The sequence below is a fragment of the Streptomyces sp. CA-111067 genome, from assembly GCF_050956065.1.
Classification (GTDB): domain Bacteria; phylum Actinomycetota; class Actinomycetes; order Streptomycetales; family Streptomycetaceae; genus Actinacidiphila.
Genome location: NZ_CP192103.1, coordinates 8,421,203 through 8,437,823, shown reverse-complemented (window position 1 = coordinate 8,437,823; position 16,621 = coordinate 8,421,203). Strand labels below are relative to the sequence as shown.

Sequence of the window (16,621 nt, the reverse complement as noted above, 5' to 3'; positions counted from 1 at the left end):
AGGTCCGCGGGCCGCGCGACGGGCGCCGGGACGCAGAGGAGGCTGGTCAACGGCGGCCATGATCGGCGATGATGCGGGGACGGGCCACGGGGGTCGGGACCCCCGCGGGCCGATCCGGCCGCCGGGGCCGGTCCGACGCGATGAAGAGGGCCGCGTGAACGCTGACTTGCCCGTGAAGGTCGCCGATCCGGTACTCGCCGGTGAACTCGCCGACGGCATGGCCTCGGTGGAGGAGCAGTTGCTCGCCGCCGTCGAGACCGGCAACGAACTGCTCTCCTCCGCCTCCCGGCACCTCATCGGCGCCGGCGGCAAGCGCCTGCGGCCGTTCCTGGTGCTGCTGGGCGCCAGGTTCGGCGATCCGGGCGACCCGCGGATACTGCGGTCGGCGGTGGCGATGGAGCTGACCCACATCGGCACCCTGTACCACGACGACATCATGGACGGCGCGGTGATCAGGCGCGGGGTGCCGAGCGCGCACGTGCTGTGGGGCACGGCGGTCGCGGTGCGCACCGGGAACTTCTTCTTCGCCCGCGCCTCCCAGCTGATCGCGGGCCTGGGCGACGAGGCGATCGGGCTGCACGCCAGGACGTTCATGCGGCTCATCGACGGCCAGGCCGCCGAGACCGCGGGACCGCAGTCCGAGGCCGACTCGCTGAACCACCACTTCAACGTGCTGGGCAACAAGACCGCTTCGCTGTTCACCGCCTCCGGCCAGATGGGCTGCGCGATGTCCGGGGCGGCGCCGGAGGTCACCGCCCGCGTCGCCCGGGCCTGCGAGGCGTGGGGCATGGCCTACCAGTTGTCCGACGACGTGCTCGATGTGACAGCTGAGTCCACGGTGGCAGGGAAGGCGCCGGGGGCCGATCTGCGGGAGGGCGTACCGACCCTGCCGATGCTCTACGCGGCCCACTCCTCCGCTCCTTCCGACGCCCGGCTGGTGGACCTGCTGCACCGCGGCCAGTTGACCGACCCCGACCTGCACGCCGAGGCGCTGGCGCTGCTGCGCGAGCACGAGGCCATCGACCTGGCCCGCGCGGAGGTGCGCAGGTGGGCGGAGGCGGCCCGGGTGGAGTGCGCGGGCCTGCCGGACATACCGGCGCGCGCGGTCTTCGAGCGGCTCTGCGACTTCGTGGTCGAGCGCACCTTGTGACGCGGATATGGCCGTGCGCACCCGGCCGTGTTGCACTGGATGCGGATGCCCGTTGAACCTTCCCGCGCGTCAGGCGCCGGGCGTCCACGGCAACGGCGGAGGGAGCGGCAGATGAATCCGCAGGAGCAGACGTACCAGCGGGCCGGCGAGCAGCAGGGCGGGGACGGGCCGGCCGGCGGACCCGGCGCGGAGGTGCCCACCGGCCGGGTGGAGCTGACTCCGGCAGCCGAGGCGATGCTGCGCCAACTGGAGCACACCCACGGCCCGTTGATGTTCCACCAGTCCGGCGGCTGCTGCGACGGCAGCTCGCCGATGTGTTACCCGCGCGGCGAGTTCCGGGTGGGCGGCGCCGACGTACTGCTCGGACGGGTCGCCGGGGACACCCCGTTCTGGATGAGCGCCGCGCAGTACACCTACTGGCGGCACACCCATCTGACCGTGGACGTGGTGCCGGGCCGGGGCAGCGGCTTCTCGCTCGAAGCGCCGGAGGGTGTGCGCTTCCTGCTGCGCTCGCGGCTGCTCACCGACGAGGAGCTGGCCCGGCTGGCCGACGAGCCGGCACCGCCGGACGGGAACGCGGTAATCCGTTCGGTCTGAACCGGGTGAGGCGATAAGGTCCGGCCCATGCCGCGACCTGCTGACCAGCCCCGCTCCCCCGTCACCCCCGACGATCTCGACGAGATCGTGGCGCTCGCCGTCGCCGCCCTCGGCGAGGTGCCCGAGGCCGCCTGGGACGGCAGGGCGGGAACCCTGGAGTGGGACTGCTGGGAGACCGTGGAGCACATCGCCGACGACCTGTTCGCCTACGCGGCCCAACTGGGCCCGCGGAAGCCGCCGTTGACGTCCTATGTGCCCTTCGAGGCGGAGCGGCGGCATTCCGGCGGCCCGGCGAACACCATCAGGGCCGACAAGGCGGCGGGCGTGGCCGGGCTGCTCCAGGTGCTGGAGTCCTGCGGCGGACTGATGTCCGCCATCGCCCGTTCGGTGCCGGCGCAGGCCAGGGGGTTCCATCCGGACGGGGTGTCCGACGCCGAGGGCTTCACCGCGATGAGCATCGTGGAGACCGCCGTCCACATGCACGATCTGGCCACCGGCCTGGGCTTGCGCTGGCAGCCGCCGGCCGGCCCGTGCGCCCGGGTACTGGCCCGGCTGTTCCCCGGCGCGCCGTCGGACACCGACCCGTGGGACACCCTGCTGTGGGCGACCGGCCGCGGCGAGCTGCCCGGCCGGCCGCGGCTCACGCAGTGGCGCTGGTACGGGGAGCCGCAGGGCTGACCGTGATCGGGGGCCGGAACCGGGCGCGGGATCGGGTGCCAGGAGCCGCGTGCACGGGGCTCCTGGCACGGGGCTCCGTGCCAGGAGGATAATTCGGGCATAAGGTGCGTTTTGTCACCTATGTCGCCCAGGAGGCCCACCATGTCCGAGCTCATCGTGATCGGTTACGAGGATCCCAAGGTCGCCGAGGACGCGTACCAGACCGTGCAGAACCTTCAGCAGGAGTACGTGGTGAACCTCAACGGGCTCGCCATCGTCACGGTGGACGCCGAGGGCAAGACGCATGTGGACACCCCGAGCAAGATCGTCGGCGTGTCGGCCGCGTCCGGTGCTCTGTGGGGCACGCTCTTCGGCATCCTCTTCCTGGTCCCCGGCCTCGGCCTGCTGGCCGGTGCCGCGATGGGCGGCCTGTTCGGCAAGCTCGGCAAGTCGGGCATCGACGAGCAGTTCCGCAACCAGGTGCAGGAGATGCTCAAGCCCGGCTCCGCCGCCGTCGTGGTGATGGCGTCCAAGATCACCGAGGACAAGTTCGCCACCGCGATGACGCCGTACGGCGGCACCGTGCTCAAGACCTCGCTCGCCGACGAGGACGAGAAGGAGCTGGCCGAGCACCTGGCCGGCGCCCAGCAGTAAGGGACCGCCCGGCGGCAAGGCAGCCGGTCCCGGACCGGAAGCCCGCGCGCCGGAGTTACGGCAGGGTCCCCGCGCGCCCGGGCGCCAGCAGCCCCGCGAACAGGTCGCCGTGCGCCTCCAGCCGGTCCGGCACGTCGCCGATGGTGAAGACCAGACGTGCCGGATCGGTCGCGGCGGCGACCTCGTCCCAGCTCACCGGGGTCGACACGGTCGGCTCGGCGCGGGCCCGTACCGCGTAGGGGGCGGCGGTGGTCTTCTTCGCCGAGTTCTGCGACCAGTCGATGAAGACCCGGCCGGCCCGCTCCGCCCTGGCCATCTTCGAGATGATCCGCTCGGGCTCCCGCTCCTCCAGCTCCCGCGCGACCCGCTTGGCGTAGTCGCTCGCCTCCTTCGAGCCCGCGCCGCGCAGCGCGGCGAACAGATGCAGGCCCTTGGACCCGGTGGTCTTGGCGAACGTCTCGATGCCGTCCTCGTCCAGCCGGTCCCGCAGCAGCAGCGCCACCCGGCAGCAGTCGATCACCGAGCAGCCCTCGCCGGGGTCGAGGTCGAGCACCAGCCGGTCGGCGACGCCCGGCGCGGCGGACCGCCACTGCGGGGTGTGGATCTCGACGCAGGCCAGGTTACCGCTCCACACCAGGGTGGCCAGGTCGTTGATCTGCACCTGGTCCATGACCTCGCCGCTGCTGCGCACGGTGCCCGACACCGTCACCCAGTCGGGCGTACCGGCCGGCGGCCGCTTCTGGAAGAAGCGCTGGCCGTCCACGCCGTCCGGGGTGCGGACGAAGCTCACCGGCCGCCCGGCGACATGCGGGATCAGCGCCTCGGCGACGGTCGCGTAGTAGTGCAGCAGCTCGGCCTTGGTGGTGCCGGTCCGCGGCCAGAGCACCCGGTCGAGATGGCTGAGCTTGATCTGGCGGCCCTCGACCTCGGCGATCGGCATACGATAAAGATCCCATAGCTGTACAAGTCCGACAAAGAGGGCATGCCATGCGAAGCGTCTGGTCAGGGAACCTCGCCTTCGGCCTGGTGTCCATACCGGTGAAACTCGGTTCCGCGGTCTCCAGCCACAAGATCGGGTTCCGGCAGGTGCACAGGACCGACAACGGCCGGGTCCGCTATCAGAAGATCTGCGAGCTGGACGAGCAGGTGCTCAGCGCCGCGGACATCAGCCGCGCCTACGAGACCCCGGACGAGCAGCTGGTCGAGGTCTCCGACGCCGACCTCAAGGCGCTGCCGCTGCCCACCGCCAAGACCATCGAGGTGACCGGCTTCCTCGACACCGACTCGGTGGACATGATGCAACTGGACACCCCGTACTTCCTGGCCCCGACCTCGCCGGCCGCCAACAAGCCGTACGTGCTGATGCGCGACGCGCTGGCCCGGTCGGGCAAGGGCGCGGTCGGCAAGTTCGCGATGCGCAACTCCGAGCACCTGGCGCTGATCCGCGCGCACGACGACGTGCTGCTGCTCCAGACGCTGCGCTGGCCGGACGAGCTGAACTCGCCTGCCGAGGCGGCCCCCAAGGGCAGCGTCAAGATCAGCGAGTCGGAGCTGAAGATGGCCGACACGCTCATCGACGCGCTCGGCGAGGCGGATCTGAGCAGCTACCACGACGAGTACGCGCAGGCGGTGGAGTCGCTGGTCACCGCCAGGCTGGAGGGCGCGGAGCCGCCGGCGGCCGGCGAGTCCGGCGGCGACGGGACGGTGGTGGACCTGATGGCGGCGCTGCGGGCCTCGGTGGACCAGGCGAAGGGCGGTCGCGGGAGCGGGGCCAAGAAGTCCGCGGCCAAGTCGGGCACCGCGAAGAAGGCGGCGGCAAAGAAGACCGCGGCGAAGAAGACAGCCGCCAAGAAGACGGGATCGAGCCGGAAGGCGAGCTGATCCGGCCGCTGCGGGCCCGCGGCGGTAATGACAGCCGGAAGCCAATTGACAGACGACTACTTTTTGACAGTAACTGTCTTTAGACGGTTCACTCTCAGGAGGTCGCCATGTCCGCGCCTGCTCCGCCCGCCCTCGCCAACTCCCCCCGCCGCTGGTGGGCGCTCGCCGCGCTCACGCTGAGCGTGCTGATCGTGGCGCTCGACGGCACGATCATCAATGTCGCGCTGCCCACCCTGTCCGGCGAACTGGGCGCCGACAGCGCGCAGTTGCAGTGGATCGGCGGCGGCTACCTGCTCGCCCTCTCCGTCGCGATGCTGCCCATCGGCCTGCTCGGCGACCGCTACGGCCACAAACGGCTGATGATCGGCGGCATCACCCTCTTCGGCCTGGCCTCGCTGGCCGGAGCGCTGGCCGGGTCGGCCGACCAGCTCATCGCCGTACGCAGCGTGCTCGGCCTCGGCGCCGCGCTGATCATGCCGCTGTCCATGGCGATCCTGCCGCGGGTCTTCGCCAAGGAGGAACTGCCCAAGGCCATCGCCGTCTGGACCACGGCCACCGCGATCGGCATGCCGGTCGGCCCGCTGGTCGGCGGCTGGCTGCTCAGCCACTTCTGGTGGGGCTCGGTGTTCCTGTTCAACCTGCCGGTGGTGGCGGTCGCACTGGTCGCCGCCGTCTGGCTGCTGCCGTCGGACCGCGGCGTCGACCGGGACCGGGCCGCCGCGCCGTTCGACCTGGCCGGCACGGTGCTCAGCGGCCTCGGCATCATCGCCCTCGTCTACGGCACCATCCTGGTGCCCGACGACGGCTGGGGCAGCCCGCTGGTGCTCGGCTCGCTGACCGGCGGGCTGGTGCTGCTCGCCGCCTTCGTACGCCGGCAGCGCCGCACCCCGCATCCGCTGGTGGACCTGCGGATGTTCCGCGACCGGGCGTTCAGCTGGGGCATCGCCCTCGCGGTGTTCGTCAACTTCGCGGTGATGGGCATCCTGTTCGTGATGCCGCAGTACCTCCAGGCGGTGCTCGGGAACGACGCCTTCGGCACCGGCATCCGGGTGCTGCCGCTGATCGGCGGCCTGATGGTGGCGGCCACCCTGACCGAGACACTGGTCGCCAGGTTCGGCACCAGGATCGTCGTCTCGGCGGGCCTGGCGCTGCTGGCCGCCGGCGCGCTGCTCGGCGCGACCACCTCGGCGGGCGACGGATACGGCTTCACCGCGCTGTGGTTCACGGTGGCGGGGCTCGGCTTCGGCATGGCCATCGTGCCTGCGACCAGCATGGTCCTCTCGACGCTGCCGACCGAGCGGTCCGGGCAGGGCACCAGCCTGCTGGAGACCGTGCAGCAGCTCGGCGGGGTGCTCGGAGTGGCAGCGCTCGGCTCGCTGCTCAGCTCCGGCTACCTGTCCCGGCTCACGGTGAGCGGGCTGCCCGGCTCCGCCGCCGGCACCGCGCGCGACTCGGTGACCGGCGCGGACAGCGTGGCCGCGAGCCTGCACGACCCGCGGCTGCTGGCCTCCGCGCACGGCGCGTTCGTGCACGGCATGAACCTGGTGCTGATGACCTGCGGGGCGCTGGCCCTGGTCGCAGCCGTACTGGCCGCCGTCTTCCTGCCCTCGTCGGCCGCGGCCGGCGCGAGTGTGGCCGGCGGCGCCGCAGCCGGCGGGGCCGTGGAACCGGCGGGGGACGTGGCCGGCTCCGTACCGGAACACGGACAATCGTTGGCATGAGCTCAGAGCAGACCCCGGCCCCGCGGCCCGTACCGCACGCGCAGCACGCCGCACCCGCCGCCGCGGCGTCCACCTGCGGCGTCCGCTCCGCCGGATCCAAGGTGCTGAGCCTGCGCGAGCGCAAGAAGCAGCGGACCCGGGTGGCGCTGCGCAAGGAGGCGTACCGGCTGTTCGCCGAGCAGGGGTACGAGGCGACCACCGTCGACCAGATCGCCGCCGCGGCCGATGTCTCCCCCAGTACGTTCTTCCGCTACTACCCGACCAAGGAGGACGTCGTCCTCACCGACGAGTACGACCCGGCGCTGTCGGACGCGCTGCGCGCCCGGCCGCCCGGCGAGCCGCTCATCGCGGGCATCCGGCACTCGCTCGCCGAGTCGCTGGGGCGGCTGCTCACCGCGGACCGCGAGGACCTGATGCTCAGGACCCGGCTCAGCTTCGAGGACCCGGACATCAGGGCCCGCTCGATGGACGAGGTCCTGCGCAGCGAGGCGGCCATCGCGGAGATCGTCGCCGAGCGGACCGGGCGCGCGGCGGACGACCTGGAGGTGCGGTGCGCCGCCGCGGCGATCATCGCGGTGTCCTCGGCGATCGTCAGGCACTGGGTGGAAGGGGACGGCAAGGAGGACCTGCTCGGCCTCTACGACCGGCACCTGCGGCTGCTCGAGGACGGCATCAGGCTCTGACCCCGGGCGGGACGCCCCGCGGCTCTGACGCGGCCGGGCGCCCCCCCGCAGGGACGGACGGGGTGTCAGCCGGACGGGTGGCGGCGGCGCAGCGCCGGGTCGGAGAGGGCGGCCGGGGTGTAGCCCGCGTCCCTGGCCGCGAAGTTGGTGCCGGGTGGGACGATCTTGTCGATCCGGTCGAGTACGTCCGGGCTCAGCCGGATGTCGTCCGCCCCGAGCTGGCTCGCCAGCTGCTCGAACGTCCGCGGACCGATGATCGCCGACGTGATGCCGGGGTGTTCGAGGACGAAGGCCAGCGCGAGCTGCACCAGGCTCAGTCCCGCCTCGTCGGCGAGCTGCGCCAGTGCCTCCGCGGCGTCCAGCTTCGCCGCGTTCTCCGGCGAGTCGATGTCGAACCTGGCCGCCTGCCGTTCGGTCCTGCTGGACACCGGCTGCGCCGCGCCCTTGCGGTAGCGGCCGGACAGCCAGCCGCCGGCCAGCGGGCTCCAGGAGAGCACCGCGAGACCGTAGCGCTGCGCGACCGGCAGCATCTCGCGTTCGATGCCGCGCGCCAGCAGCGAGTACGGCGGCTGCTCGGCCACCACCCGCTCCCGGCCGCGGCGTTCGGCGGTCCACTGGCCCTCGACGATCGCCGACGGCTCGAACGTGGAGGTCCCGATGTAGCGGATCTTGCCCTGGTGGACGAGGTCGGACAGCGCGCCGAGCGTCTCGTCGAAGTCCGTGCCGGGCTCGGGGCGGTGCACCTGGTAGAGGTCGATCCAGTCGGTGCCGAGCCGGCGCAGGCTGTTCTCCACCTCCTGGATGATCCAGCGGCGCGAGTTGCCCTGCTGGTTGGGGTCGTCGCCGAGGCTGCCGTGGAACTTGGTGGCCAGCACGACGTTGTCCCGGCGACCGCCGGCCAGCGCCTTGCCGACGATGGTCTCGGACTCGCCGGCCGAGTAGACGTCGGCGGTGTCCACGAAGTTGATCCCGGAGTCCAGGGCGTGGTGGATGATCCGGACGCCGTCGGCGTGGTCGGGGTTGCCCCGGGGGCCGAACATCATGGCGCCCAGGCACAGCGGGCTGACCTGGACTCCGGTGCGTCCGAACGGGCGGTACTGCGTCATCGTGCGCTCCCATTGAGGAGATGGTCGTCCGGATCGGCGGTGCCGTCCGTAGGGGATGCGAGGGGGGCCAACTGGTCGACGGTGGCCGCCCCGGTCTGCCGGAAGGCGTCCCAGAGCCTGCGGTACGGACCCTCCGCCGCCAGCAGGCCCGCGTGCGTTCCCGTCTCGACCACCTCGCCGTGGTCGAGCACCACCACCCGGTCCGAGCGGGCCGCGGTGGTCAGCCGGTGGGCGACCACCAGCGTGGTGCGGCGACGGGTCAGCGCCTCGGTGGCCGCGGTGACCCGCCGCTCGGTCGCCAGGTCGAGCGACGCGGTGGCCTCGTCGAGCAGCAGCACGTCGGGGTCGACGAGTTCGGCCCGGGCCAGCGCCAGCAGCTGCCGCTGCCCCGCGGACAGCCCCCGTCCGCGTTCGCCCACCGGCTGGAGGTACCCGAGCGGCAGCCCGGCGACCATCTCGTGGGCGCCGACCGCGCTCGCCGCCGCCTCCACCTCCGCGTCGGTCGCGGCGGGACGCCCGTAGGCGATGGCGTCCCGCACGGTGCCGTTGAACAGGTGGGCCTCCTGCGGGACGACGCCGAGCCGCCGCCGGTAGCCGGCCAGGTCCAGGTCGCGCAGGTCGTGGCCGTCCACCCGGACGGCGCCGGAACCGGGGTCGTAGAAGCGGGCGATGAGCTTCATCACGGTGGACTTGCCGGCGCCGGTCGCCCCGACCAGCGCCACCGTCTCGCCGGGCGCGATCCGCAGCGAGACGGCGTGCAGCACCTCCTGGCCGCCGCCGCCCGCGTAGCCGAACGAGACCTGGTCGAACTCGATCCCGCCGCGCAGCCGGGTCACCGGGCGCGGCTGCGCGGCGTCCGGGGTGCCGGTCGGGGTCCGCATCAGGGTGCGCAGCCGGCCGAGTCCCACCACGGCCTGCTGGTAGCCGTCGAAGACCTGCGAGAACTGCTGGATCGGCGAGAAGAACAGGTCCACGTAGAGCAGGAACGCGATCAGCGTGCCCGCGGTGAGCGCCCCGGAGCGCACCTGCCCTGCGCCTACGGCGAGCACCGCGGCGGTGGACAGGGTGCCGAGGAACTCCACGAACGGGAAGAACGTGCCCATGTAGCGCTGGGCGCGCAGCCGGGAGTCGCGGAACGCCCAGGCCAGCGCGGCGAAGTCGCGCGCGTTGCGCTCCTCGCGGCGGAACGCCTGGGTGACCCGGATGGCGGCCACGTTCTCCTGGAGGCAGGCGTTGACGGCGCTGACCCGCTCCCTGGCCTCGTGGTAGGCGGGCACCGAGTAGTGCCGGAAGACCGCGGTGGACACCACGAGCACCGGCAGCACGCCGAGCAGCACCACGGCGAGGCCGGTGTCGATGACCAGCAGCGTCACCAGCACGCCGAGCACCGTCAGCACGCTGACCACGGCGGTGATCAGACCGGTCTGCAGGAAGTTCGACAGCGCGTCCACGTCGGTGGTCATCCGGGTCATGATCCGGCCGCCGAGCTCGCGCTCGTAGTAGTCGAGGCCGAGCCGCTGGAGCTGCGCGAAGGTCTTCACCCGCAGGGTGTAGAGCAGCCGCTCGCCGGTGCGGCCGGTGGTGCGCACCCGGGCGACGCCGATCAGCCAGTCGGTGAGCACCACCGCGGCGGCGGCCCCGGCGGCGATCAGCAGCACCCCGCGGGCGTGGTGCGCCACGCCGTCGTCCACACCCTGCCTGACCAGCACCGGGACGCTGATCTGCGCGACCGCGTCCAAGGCGACCAGCAGCAGGCCGAGCAGCAGCGGGACCCGGAACGGCCGCAGCAGCGCGGCGAGGCCGAAGTGCGGGTCGGCGGCCTCGGCTCCGGCGTCCGGCACGCCGGGGTCGGCCGGCCGCAGCGGCAGCCTGGACAGCTGGGCCAGCAGTTCCGGGGTGGGCGGCGCGGAGCTGAGCACCCCGCCGCCCGGCCTGCCGCGGCCGGCGGTGGCGGAGGCCATCGCCATGGCCTGCGCCGCCTTGAGCGCGGTGCCCTCCTCGCGCCCGCCGCCGGTCTCGTCGGGCCGCCGCCACAAGTGGGCGGTGACGGGGGCGGGTTGCGGTGCCGCCGGCAGCTCCAGGTCCTCGTCGGTGCCGGCCGGCCCGGGTACGCCGGGGCCGGGCACGGTCTGGCCGGCCTCGCCGGGTTCGGTGACCTCGGCCGCCGACAGCAGGGAGCGGAACAGCGCGGAACGGGACCGCAGTTCGTCCATGGTGCCGGTGTCGGTGACCCGGCCGCCGTCCATCACCGCGATCCGGTCGGCCAGTTCGAGGGTGGACCGGCGGTGCGCGATGATCAGCGTGGTGGGGCGGCGGACGGCCTCGCGCAGCGCGCTGTGGATCTCGGACTCCACCCGGGCGTCGATCGCCGAGGTGGCGTCGTCGAGCACCAGGACACCGGGGTCGACGAGCAGCGCGCGGGCCAGCGCGACCCGCTGCCGCTGGCCGCCGGAGAGGGTCAGGCCCTGCTCGCCGACGACCGTGTCGTAGCCGTCGGGCAGCCGCTCGATGAACTCGTCGGCGCGGGCGATCCTCGCGGCCTCGCGGATCCGCTCCTCGCTCGCGGCCGGCTCCCCGTAGGCGATGTTGGCCCTGACGGTGTCCGACAGCAGCAGGCTCTCCTCGAAGACGAAGCCGATCCGGGAGCGCAGCGAGGCCAGCGCGAGCCCGGTCACGTCGGTGCCGCCGACCCGCACGCTGCCGGCGTCGACGTCGTAGAAGCGCGGCAGCAGCGCCGCGGCGGTGGACTTGCCGCAGCCCGCGGGGCCGATCAGGGCGACGGTCTCGCCGGCCGCCACCTCCAGGGTGAAGCCGCGCAGCAGCGGCTCGCCGCCGGCGTAGCCGAAGGTGACGTCCTGCCAGCTCAACGCGGGCGGCCCGGCGGGCAGTTCGCCCGCGCCCGGCGCGTCGGCGATCACCGGGGCCTCGTCGATGACCTCCAGGACGCGTTCGGTGCCGGCCCGTGCCTGCTGCCACACGGTGAGCAGGGTGGCGACCTGCCGGACCGGGGTGACGAACGAGCCGAGGTAGCTGGTGAAGGCCAGGAAGGTGCCCAGCGAGATCCTGCCGTGCAGCGCCAGCCAGCCGCCGAAGGCCAGCACCGCGACCTGGCCGAGCGCCGGCACGGCCTGCAATGCGGGGTTGTAGCGGCTGGTGTAGCGGACCACCCGCAGCCGGGACGAGAACAGCCTGCGGGCGCGCTTCTCCAGGCCGGCCAGCTCGCGTTCCTCCTGGCCGAAGCCCTTGACCACCCTGACCCCGGTGACGGTGGCCTCGACCGCGGAGGCGACCTCGGCGGCCTCCTGCTGGGCGTGCCAGTTGGCCGGGAACAGGTCGCGGCGGCTGCGCAGCGCGATCAGCCACAGCAGCGGGCCGACCACCAGGGCGACCAGCGTCAGCAGCGGTGACAGCACCGCCATGAAGACCAGCGAGATCAGGAACATCAGGGCGTTGCCCGTCATGTTCGGCAGGAACTGCAGCAGCGTCTGGATCAGGGTGATGTCGGAGATGGACCGGCTGACGATCTGGCCGGTGCGCAGATCGTCCTGCTGGGCGCCGCCGAGCCGCAGCAGCGCGGCGAAGGCGTCATTGCGCAGGTCGTACTGCACCCCGAGGGACAGCCGGCCGGAGCGGTAGCGGCGGGTGAAGGCGGCGGCGAAGCGGACCGCGCCCAGGGCGGCCAGCAGGATCGTCCAGGGTGCCGGCGAGTGGGCGGCGCCGGACGCCACGCCGTCCACCACGTGCCGCAGCACCAGCGGCAGGGTCGCGGTGGCGAGCCCGGCGACGACGGCGCCGGCGAAGGCGGCGAGCAGGTCGGCGCGGTGCCGCAGGCAGTAGCCGGCCAGCCGGCGCACCCAGCCCTGCGGGCCGGCCGCGGTCGCGGCCGGCCCTTCGGGTGCGGTGGGACAGTCCGTCACCGGGCGTCCGCCAGAGCGATGCCGAGGTGGCCGGCGCTGGTGTCGACCGTCTCGAAGAGCCGGTTGGCCGGGCGCGGCAGCCCGTAGTGCTCGCGCAGGGTGCTGCCGGTGTACTCGGTGCGGAACAGCCCGCGCTCCTGGAGGATCGGCACCACCCGGTCGACGAAGAGTTCGAGCCCTGACGGCAGTACGGCCGGCATGATGTTGAACCCGTCGGCGGCGCCCGCGTCGTACCAGTGCTCGATGGTGTCGGCGACCTGCTCGGCGGTGCCGGCGAAGGTGCGGTGGCCGCGCCCGCCGCCGAGCCGGCCGATCAGCTGCCGTACGGTCAGCTTCTCCCGCCTGGCCAGCTCCACCACCAGCGTGTAGCGGCTCTTGGCGCCCTCGATCTCGTCCTCGGTGGGGATGTCCTCGGGCAGTTCCCGGTCCAGGTGCAGCTGGTCGGGGTCGATCTTCAGCCGCTGGGCGAGCTGCTGCTTGGCGAACTCCGGCCGGATCAGCCGGTCCAGCTCCTCGTCCAGCTCCCTGGCCTGCGCCTCGGTGTCGCCGATCACCGGCACGATGCCGGGCAGGATCTTGATCCCGTCCGGGTTCCGTCCGAAGCCCTCGGTGCGCTGCTTCACGTCCTTGTAGAAGGCGATCCCCTCCTCCAGGGTCTGCTGGGCGGTGAAGACCGCCTCGGCGTAGCGGGCGGCGAAGTCCTTGCCGTCCTCGCTCGAACCGGCCTGCACCAGCAGCGGGTAGCCCTGCGGCGAGCGCTGCACGTTGAGCGGACCGTCCACCCGGAAGTACCTACCCCGGTGGCCGACGGCGCGCACCCTTTCGGAGCGGGCGTGTACGCCGCTGTCCTTGTCGGCGAGCACCGCGTCGTCGGCCCAGCTGTCCCAGAGCTTGGTGGCCACGTCCACGAACTCGGCGGCCCGCAGGTAGCGGTCGCGGTGCAGCGGGGTGTCGTCGAGGCCGAAGTTGCGGGCCGCGTCGGCGCCCGCGGTGGTGACGATGTTCCAGCCGGCCCGGCCGCCGGAGACATGGTCGACCGAGGCGAACCTGCGGGCCAGGTTGTACGGCTCGTTGTAGCTGGTGGAGGCGGTCGCGATCAGGCCGATCCTGCTGGTCGCGCCGGCCAGCGCGGTGAGCAGCACGGTGGGCTCCAGCTTGCTGGCCGGCCGCCGGCCCGGGTCGCCCATCAGTACCGGGCTGTCGGCCAGGAACAGCGAGTCCAGCTTGCCGCGCTCGGCGATCCGGGCGAGGTTCTTGTAGTGCTCGATGTCGGTACCGCCGGACGCCGGGCTCTGCGGCAGCCGCCAGGCGGCCTCGTGATGGCCGACGGACATCAGGAACGCGTTGAGGTGCAGCGGCTTGCGGTCAGTCCTGCGGGTCATGGGGGTTCTTCTCCTCGTGAGGACGCGCGGGGTGTGCGGGGTCGGCGGAGCCTGCTGCGCGGTCGTCATCCCGGGCATCGTCTCCGACGTTCCTGTGGACGGCGGCCGGGACGGGCGCGGGGCCGGCGGTCGGGACGGCGGCGGGGACGGTGGCCAGGCCGGCGGCCGGCGCCGGCTCGGTGACGCCCAGGGCGGCGAGCAGGGTGTCGCGGTACTCCTGGAACCGCGGGTCGCGGCGACTCCTGGGAACGGGCAGGTCCACGGTCAGGTCGAGCGCGATCAGGCCGTCCTCCAGGACCAGCACCCGGTCGGCGAGTTCGACGGCCTCGTCCACGTCGTGGGTGACCAGCAGGACCGCCGGGCGGTGCCGCTCGTACAGCTCGCGCAGCAGGCCGTGCATCTTGATCCGGGTGAGCGCGTCCAGCGCGCCGAACGGCTCGTCGGCCAGCAGCAGTTCGGGGTCCCGGACCAGGGCGCGGGCCAGCGCGGCGCGCTGCTGCTCGCCGCCGGACAGCTCGTGCGGCCAGGACCGCTCCCGGCCGTCGAGGCCGACCTCGGCCAGCGCCCTGGTACCGCGCTCCTTGGCGCGCGGGCCGGGCAGGCCGAGGACGACGTTGTCCAGCACCCGCAGCCAGGGCAGCAGCCGGGAGTCCTGGAAGGACAGCGAGACCCGGTCGGGAACGCTGAGCTCGCCGCCGCCCGCCACCCCGTGGTCGAGCCGGGCGACCGCCCGCAGCAGCGTCGACTTGCCGGAGCCGCTGCGGCCGAGCAGGGCGGTGAACTCGCCCTTGGCGATGGTCAGATCGAGTTCACGCAGCACGATCCGGTCGCCGAACGCGCGGACCAGGCCGCGGGTGCGTACGGCGTCCGTGCCTACGGGGGCGTCCTTGCCGGTGGGCCCGCCGCGGCGGACGGCGGTCAGCCCGCCAGTGTGCGTCGCCATGACAGCGCCCTCCTCTCGACCGCCCGGACCGCCGCGTCGGAGACGAAGCCGAAGATCCCGTAGGCGATCAGGCCGACGATGATCACGTCGGACTGGGCGTACTGCTGGGCCTGGAACATCATGTAGCCGATGCCGCTGGTGGAGTTGATCTGCTCGACCACGATCAGGCCGAGCCAGGAGGCGGTGACGCCGAGCCGCAGGCCGACGAAGAAGCCGGGCAGCGAGCCGGGTGCCACCACCTTGCGCAGGAACTGCCAGCGGCTCAGGTCCAGGCTCTCGGCGAGCTCCACGTATTTGCTGTCCAGTCCGGTCAGCGAGGCGTACGTGTTGATGTAGACGGTCACCGCCACGCCGAGCGCGATCACCGTGACCTTCATCTGCTCGCCGATGCCGAGCCACAGGATGAGCAGCGGGAGCATGGCGAGCGACGGGATGGCCCGCTTGACCTGGAGGGTGCCGTCGAGCAGGTACTCGCCGGTCCTGCTGAGGCCGGCGGCCACCGCCAGCACGACACCGGCCAGCACGCCGAAGAGCAGACCGAGGCCGGCCCGCTGGAGCGAGGTCAGCACGTTGTCCTGGAGCCGGCCGTCCTGGATCAGGTCGAGCGCGGTGGACCACACCCGGCCGGGCCCCGACAGGATGCGCGGGTCGAGGTAGCCGAGCGCGGAGGACGCCCACCACAGGGCGACCACCAGCACGGGACCGAGCAGCCGGCCGAACGGGACCGCCCGGCCGGGGCCGAGCCGGCGCCGGGTGCCGCGGCGGGGCAGCAGGGCCGGCCCGGTGCTGACGGTGCCGAGCGGCGGGCCGGCCGGGGCGTCCGGGGTGCGGGTCTTGGGCAGCGTGTCGGTCATGACGCCACCTGGTACTTCGCCGGCACGGCCCGCGCCGCCAGTCCCTCGAAGCGCCGGTCGAACAGCCCCTCGGCCCGCACCTTCGGCACGAAGCCGCCCTCGGCCATCAGGTCGGCGGTCTGCTGCTCCCAGGTGACGGCCTTGTCCCAGCTCAGCGGGAACTGCGGCTGGTCGAGCGAGGACACGATGCGCTCGCCGTCGGCCCTGCCGACACCCTGATCCTTGACGTAGTACGACTGGACCCACTCGTCGGTGTGCTCCCAGGCCCACACCACGCCCTGGGCCCACAGCGGGATGAAACTGCGGATCGCGGCGACCTTCGCCGGGTCGTTGAGCACCTTGACCGGCGCCCACAGCACGGTCAGCAGGTCCACCACGTCGGTGTGCACCCCGCGGGCGCCGTCCTTCCCGTACTGGCCCAGGTACTTGGTCAGCGTGGGCTCGCCGAGCGGGGCGACGTCCACCTGCTTGGACTGGAGCGCGGTCAGGAACTGGGTGCTCGGCAGCGCGACCAGTTTGACGTCGGAGTTCTTGATCCCCGCCGCCTTCAGGGCGCGCAGCACGACGACGCCCTGCGCCTGCCCCTGCGAGAAGCCGATCTTCTTGCCGCGGAAGTCCGCCGCCGAGCGGATGTCGCTGCCGGGCGCGGTGGCGAAGGTGTAGATCGGGTGGTTCCGGGTCTGGACCGCGACGATCCTGGCGCCCACCCCGATCGCCTGGGCCTGGATCGGCGGTATTCCCGCGTTGCTCGCCAGGTCGATGGAATGCGCCCGGAATCCCTGGATGACATCGGGTCCCGCGGTCAGATTGGGCCAGCTGGAAACGGTGAACTGCAACTGCTTGGCGAGCCCGGAATCGGCGAGTTGCAGCTGCGAGGTGTGGATCGATATCGCGAGTTTCGTGCCGGGCGGCGGGGTGCTTGACGGCAGCGGCCTGGTGGGGACGGTTTCGATGTCCGCGGCCGCGTTGCGGGAGCAGCCGGCGAGGGCGAGTACGGCCCCGCCGCCGAGGGCGAGAAACGACCGGCGGTGTATGGCGTGGGTCGGGTTGCTGAGAGGCATTGTCAGTTCCTGGTC

The 16,621-nt window shown here is 72.7% G+C and carries 14 protein-coding genes; 7 read left to right on the top strand and 7 right to left on the bottom strand.

The annotated features are described in order from the left end of the window. Positions 1 to 154: 154 nt before the first annotated feature. From ACQPW6_RS37240 to ACQPW6_RS37225, 4 genes are all read left to right on the top strand, one after another. Positions 155 to 1,150, top strand: a complete 996-nt coding sequence (locus ACQPW6_RS37240) for a polyprenyl synthetase family protein (RefSeq protein WP_433894149.1) — start codon at positions 155 to 157, stop codon at positions 1,148 to 1,150. Between the two features lie 234 nt (positions 1,151 to 1,384). Next, positions 1,385 to 1,747 carry a DUF779 domain-containing protein gene (locus ACQPW6_RS37235; RefSeq protein WP_433894783.1) on the top strand — a complete coding sequence of 121 codons (363 nt, stop codon included), beginning with the start codon at positions 1,385 to 1,387 and terminating at the stop codon, positions 1,745 to 1,747. A gap of 27 nt (positions 1,748 to 1,774) precedes the next feature. Continuing rightward, positions 1,775 to 2,425, top strand: a complete 651-nt coding sequence (locus ACQPW6_RS37230; protein WP_433894148.1) for a hypothetical protein — start codon at positions 1,775 to 1,777, stop codon at positions 2,423 to 2,425. 141 nt (positions 2,426 to 2,566) lie between these two features. Continuing rightward, positions 2,567 to 3,058, top strand: coding sequence for a DUF1269 domain-containing protein (locus tag ACQPW6_RS37225; protein WP_433894147.1), 492 nt, complete (start codon positions 2,567 to 2,569; stop codon positions 3,056 to 3,058). A 55-nt stretch (positions 3,059 to 3,113) separates the two neighbouring features. Here the strand turns inward: ACQPW6_RS37225 and ligD are convergent, their stop codons facing one another. Next, the gene (gene ligD, locus ACQPW6_RS37220; protein ID WP_433894146.1) at positions 3,114 to 3,998 is read right to left on the bottom strand and encodes a non-homologous end-joining DNA ligase; all 885 of its coding nucleotides are present in this window, start codon (positions 3,996 to 3,998) and stop codon (positions 3,114 to 3,116) included. 47 nt (positions 3,999 to 4,045) lie between these two features. On the opposite strand from ligD, the gene ACQPW6_RS37215 reads away from it, so the two are divergent. The 3 genes from ACQPW6_RS37215 to ACQPW6_RS37205 all read left to right on the top strand — a co-directional run bounded on the left by ACQPW6_RS37215 (position 4,046) and on the right by ACQPW6_RS37205 (position 7,343). Then, the gene (locus tag ACQPW6_RS37215; protein WP_433894145.1) at positions 4,046 to 4,939 is read left to right on the top strand and encodes a Ku protein; all 894 of its coding nucleotides are present in this window, start codon (positions 4,046 to 4,048) and stop codon (positions 4,937 to 4,939) included. A gap of 107 nt (positions 4,940 to 5,046) precedes the next feature. After that, entirely contained in the window at positions 5,047 to 6,660 is a 1,614-nt protein-coding gene (locus tag ACQPW6_RS37210; RefSeq protein ID WP_433894144.1) for an MFS transporter, read from the top strand. Next, the gene (locus ACQPW6_RS37205; RefSeq protein ID WP_433894143.1) at positions 6,657 to 7,343 is read left to right on the top strand and encodes a TetR family transcriptional regulator; all 687 of its coding nucleotides are present in this window, start codon (positions 6,657 to 6,659) and stop codon (positions 7,341 to 7,343) included. The genes ACQPW6_RS37210 and ACQPW6_RS37205 overlap by 4 nt, the downstream gene beginning before the upstream one ends. A gap of 65 nt (positions 7,344 to 7,408) precedes the next feature. Here ACQPW6_RS37205 and ACQPW6_RS37200 read toward each other — a convergent pair whose 3' ends face one another. From ACQPW6_RS37200 to ACQPW6_RS37175, 6 genes are read right to left on the bottom strand one after another with little or no spacing between them, the layout of a single operon-like run. Further along, positions 7,409 to 8,449 (bottom strand): aldo/keto reductase, encoded by a 1,041-nt coding sequence (locus ACQPW6_RS37200; RefSeq protein WP_433894142.1) that lies wholly within the window; start codon positions 8,447 to 8,449, stop codon positions 7,409 to 7,411. Continuing rightward, on the bottom strand, positions 8,446 to 12,366 hold the full coding sequence (locus tag ACQPW6_RS37195) for an ABC transporter ATP-binding protein (RefSeq protein ID WP_433894141.1): 3,921 nt from the start codon (positions 12,364 to 12,366) through the stop codon (positions 8,446 to 8,448). The genes ACQPW6_RS37200 and ACQPW6_RS37195 overlap by 4 nt, the downstream gene beginning before the upstream one ends. Beyond that, complete coding sequence (locus ACQPW6_RS37190) at positions 12,363 to 13,748, bottom strand: LLM class flavin-dependent oxidoreductase (RefSeq protein ID WP_433894140.1); 1,386 nt, start codon at positions 13,746 to 13,748, stop codon at positions 12,363 to 12,365. The genes ACQPW6_RS37195 and ACQPW6_RS37190 overlap by 4 nt, the downstream gene beginning before the upstream one ends. Continuing rightward, positions 13,732 to 14,691 (bottom strand): ABC transporter ATP-binding protein, encoded by a 960-nt coding sequence (locus tag ACQPW6_RS37185; protein WP_433894139.1) that lies wholly within the window; start codon positions 14,689 to 14,691, stop codon positions 13,732 to 13,734. Before ACQPW6_RS37185 ends, ACQPW6_RS37190 begins: the two co-directional genes overlap by 17 nt. After that, positions 14,667 to 15,545, bottom strand: coding sequence for an ABC transporter permease (locus tag ACQPW6_RS37180; RefSeq protein WP_433894138.1), 879 nt, complete (start codon positions 15,543 to 15,545; stop codon positions 14,667 to 14,669). The genes ACQPW6_RS37185 and ACQPW6_RS37180 overlap by 25 nt, the downstream gene beginning before the upstream one ends. Then, the gene (locus tag ACQPW6_RS37175; RefSeq protein WP_433894137.1) at positions 15,542 to 16,606 is read right to left on the bottom strand and encodes an ABC transporter substrate-binding protein; all 1,065 of its coding nucleotides are present in this window, start codon (positions 16,604 to 16,606) and stop codon (positions 15,542 to 15,544) included. Before ACQPW6_RS37175 ends, ACQPW6_RS37180 begins: the two co-directional genes overlap by 4 nt. Positions 16,607 to 16,621: the final 15 nt, after the last annotated feature.

What these genes read in the sequence shown, in the direction of transcription:
- ligD (WP_433894146.1), bottom strand. Translation starts at nt 3,998, where the DNA reads ATGCCGATCGCCGAGGTCGAGGGCCGCCAGATCAAGCTCAGCCATCTC.
- ACQPW6_RS37175 (WP_433894137.1), bottom strand. Translation starts at nt 16,606, where the DNA reads ATGCCTCTCAGCAACCCGACCCACGCCATACACCGCCGGTCGTTTCTC.
- ACQPW6_RS37235 (WP_433894783.1), top strand. Translation starts at nt 1,385, where the DNA reads ATGCTGCGCCAACTGGAGCACACCCACGGCCCGTTGATGTTCCACCAG.
- ACQPW6_RS37200 (WP_433894142.1), bottom strand. Translation starts at nt 8,449, where the DNA reads ATGACGCAGTACCGCCCGTTCGGACGCACCGGAGTCCAGGTCAGCCCG.
- ACQPW6_RS37210 (WP_433894144.1), top strand. Translation starts at nt 5,047, where the DNA reads ATGTCCGCGCCTGCTCCGCCCGCCCTCGCCAACTCCCCCCGCCGCTGG.
- ACQPW6_RS37215 (WP_433894145.1), top strand. Translation starts at nt 4,046, where the DNA reads ATGCGAAGCGTCTGGTCAGGGAACCTCGCCTTCGGCCTGGTGTCCATA.
- ACQPW6_RS37225 (WP_433894147.1), top strand. Translation starts at nt 2,567, where the DNA reads ATGTCCGAGCTCATCGTGATCGGTTACGAGGATCCCAAGGTCGCCGAG.
- ACQPW6_RS37205 (WP_433894143.1), top strand. Translation starts at nt 6,657, where the DNA reads ATGAGCTCAGAGCAGACCCCGGCCCCGCGGCCCGTACCGCACGCGCAG.
- ACQPW6_RS37190 (WP_433894140.1), bottom strand. Translation starts at nt 13,748, where the DNA reads ATGACCCGCAGGACTGACCGCAAGCCGCTGCACCTCAACGCGTTCCTG.
- ACQPW6_RS37180 (WP_433894138.1), bottom strand. Translation starts at nt 15,545, where the DNA reads ATGACCGACACGCTGCCCAAGACCCGCACCCCGGACGCCCCGGCCGGC.
- ACQPW6_RS37185 (WP_433894139.1), bottom strand. Translation starts at nt 14,691, where the DNA reads ATGGCGACGCACACTGGCGGGCTGACCGCCGTCCGCCGCGGCGGGCCC.
- ACQPW6_RS37230 (WP_433894148.1), top strand. Translation starts at nt 1,775, where the DNA reads ATGCCGCGACCTGCTGACCAGCCCCGCTCCCCCGTCACCCCCGACGAT.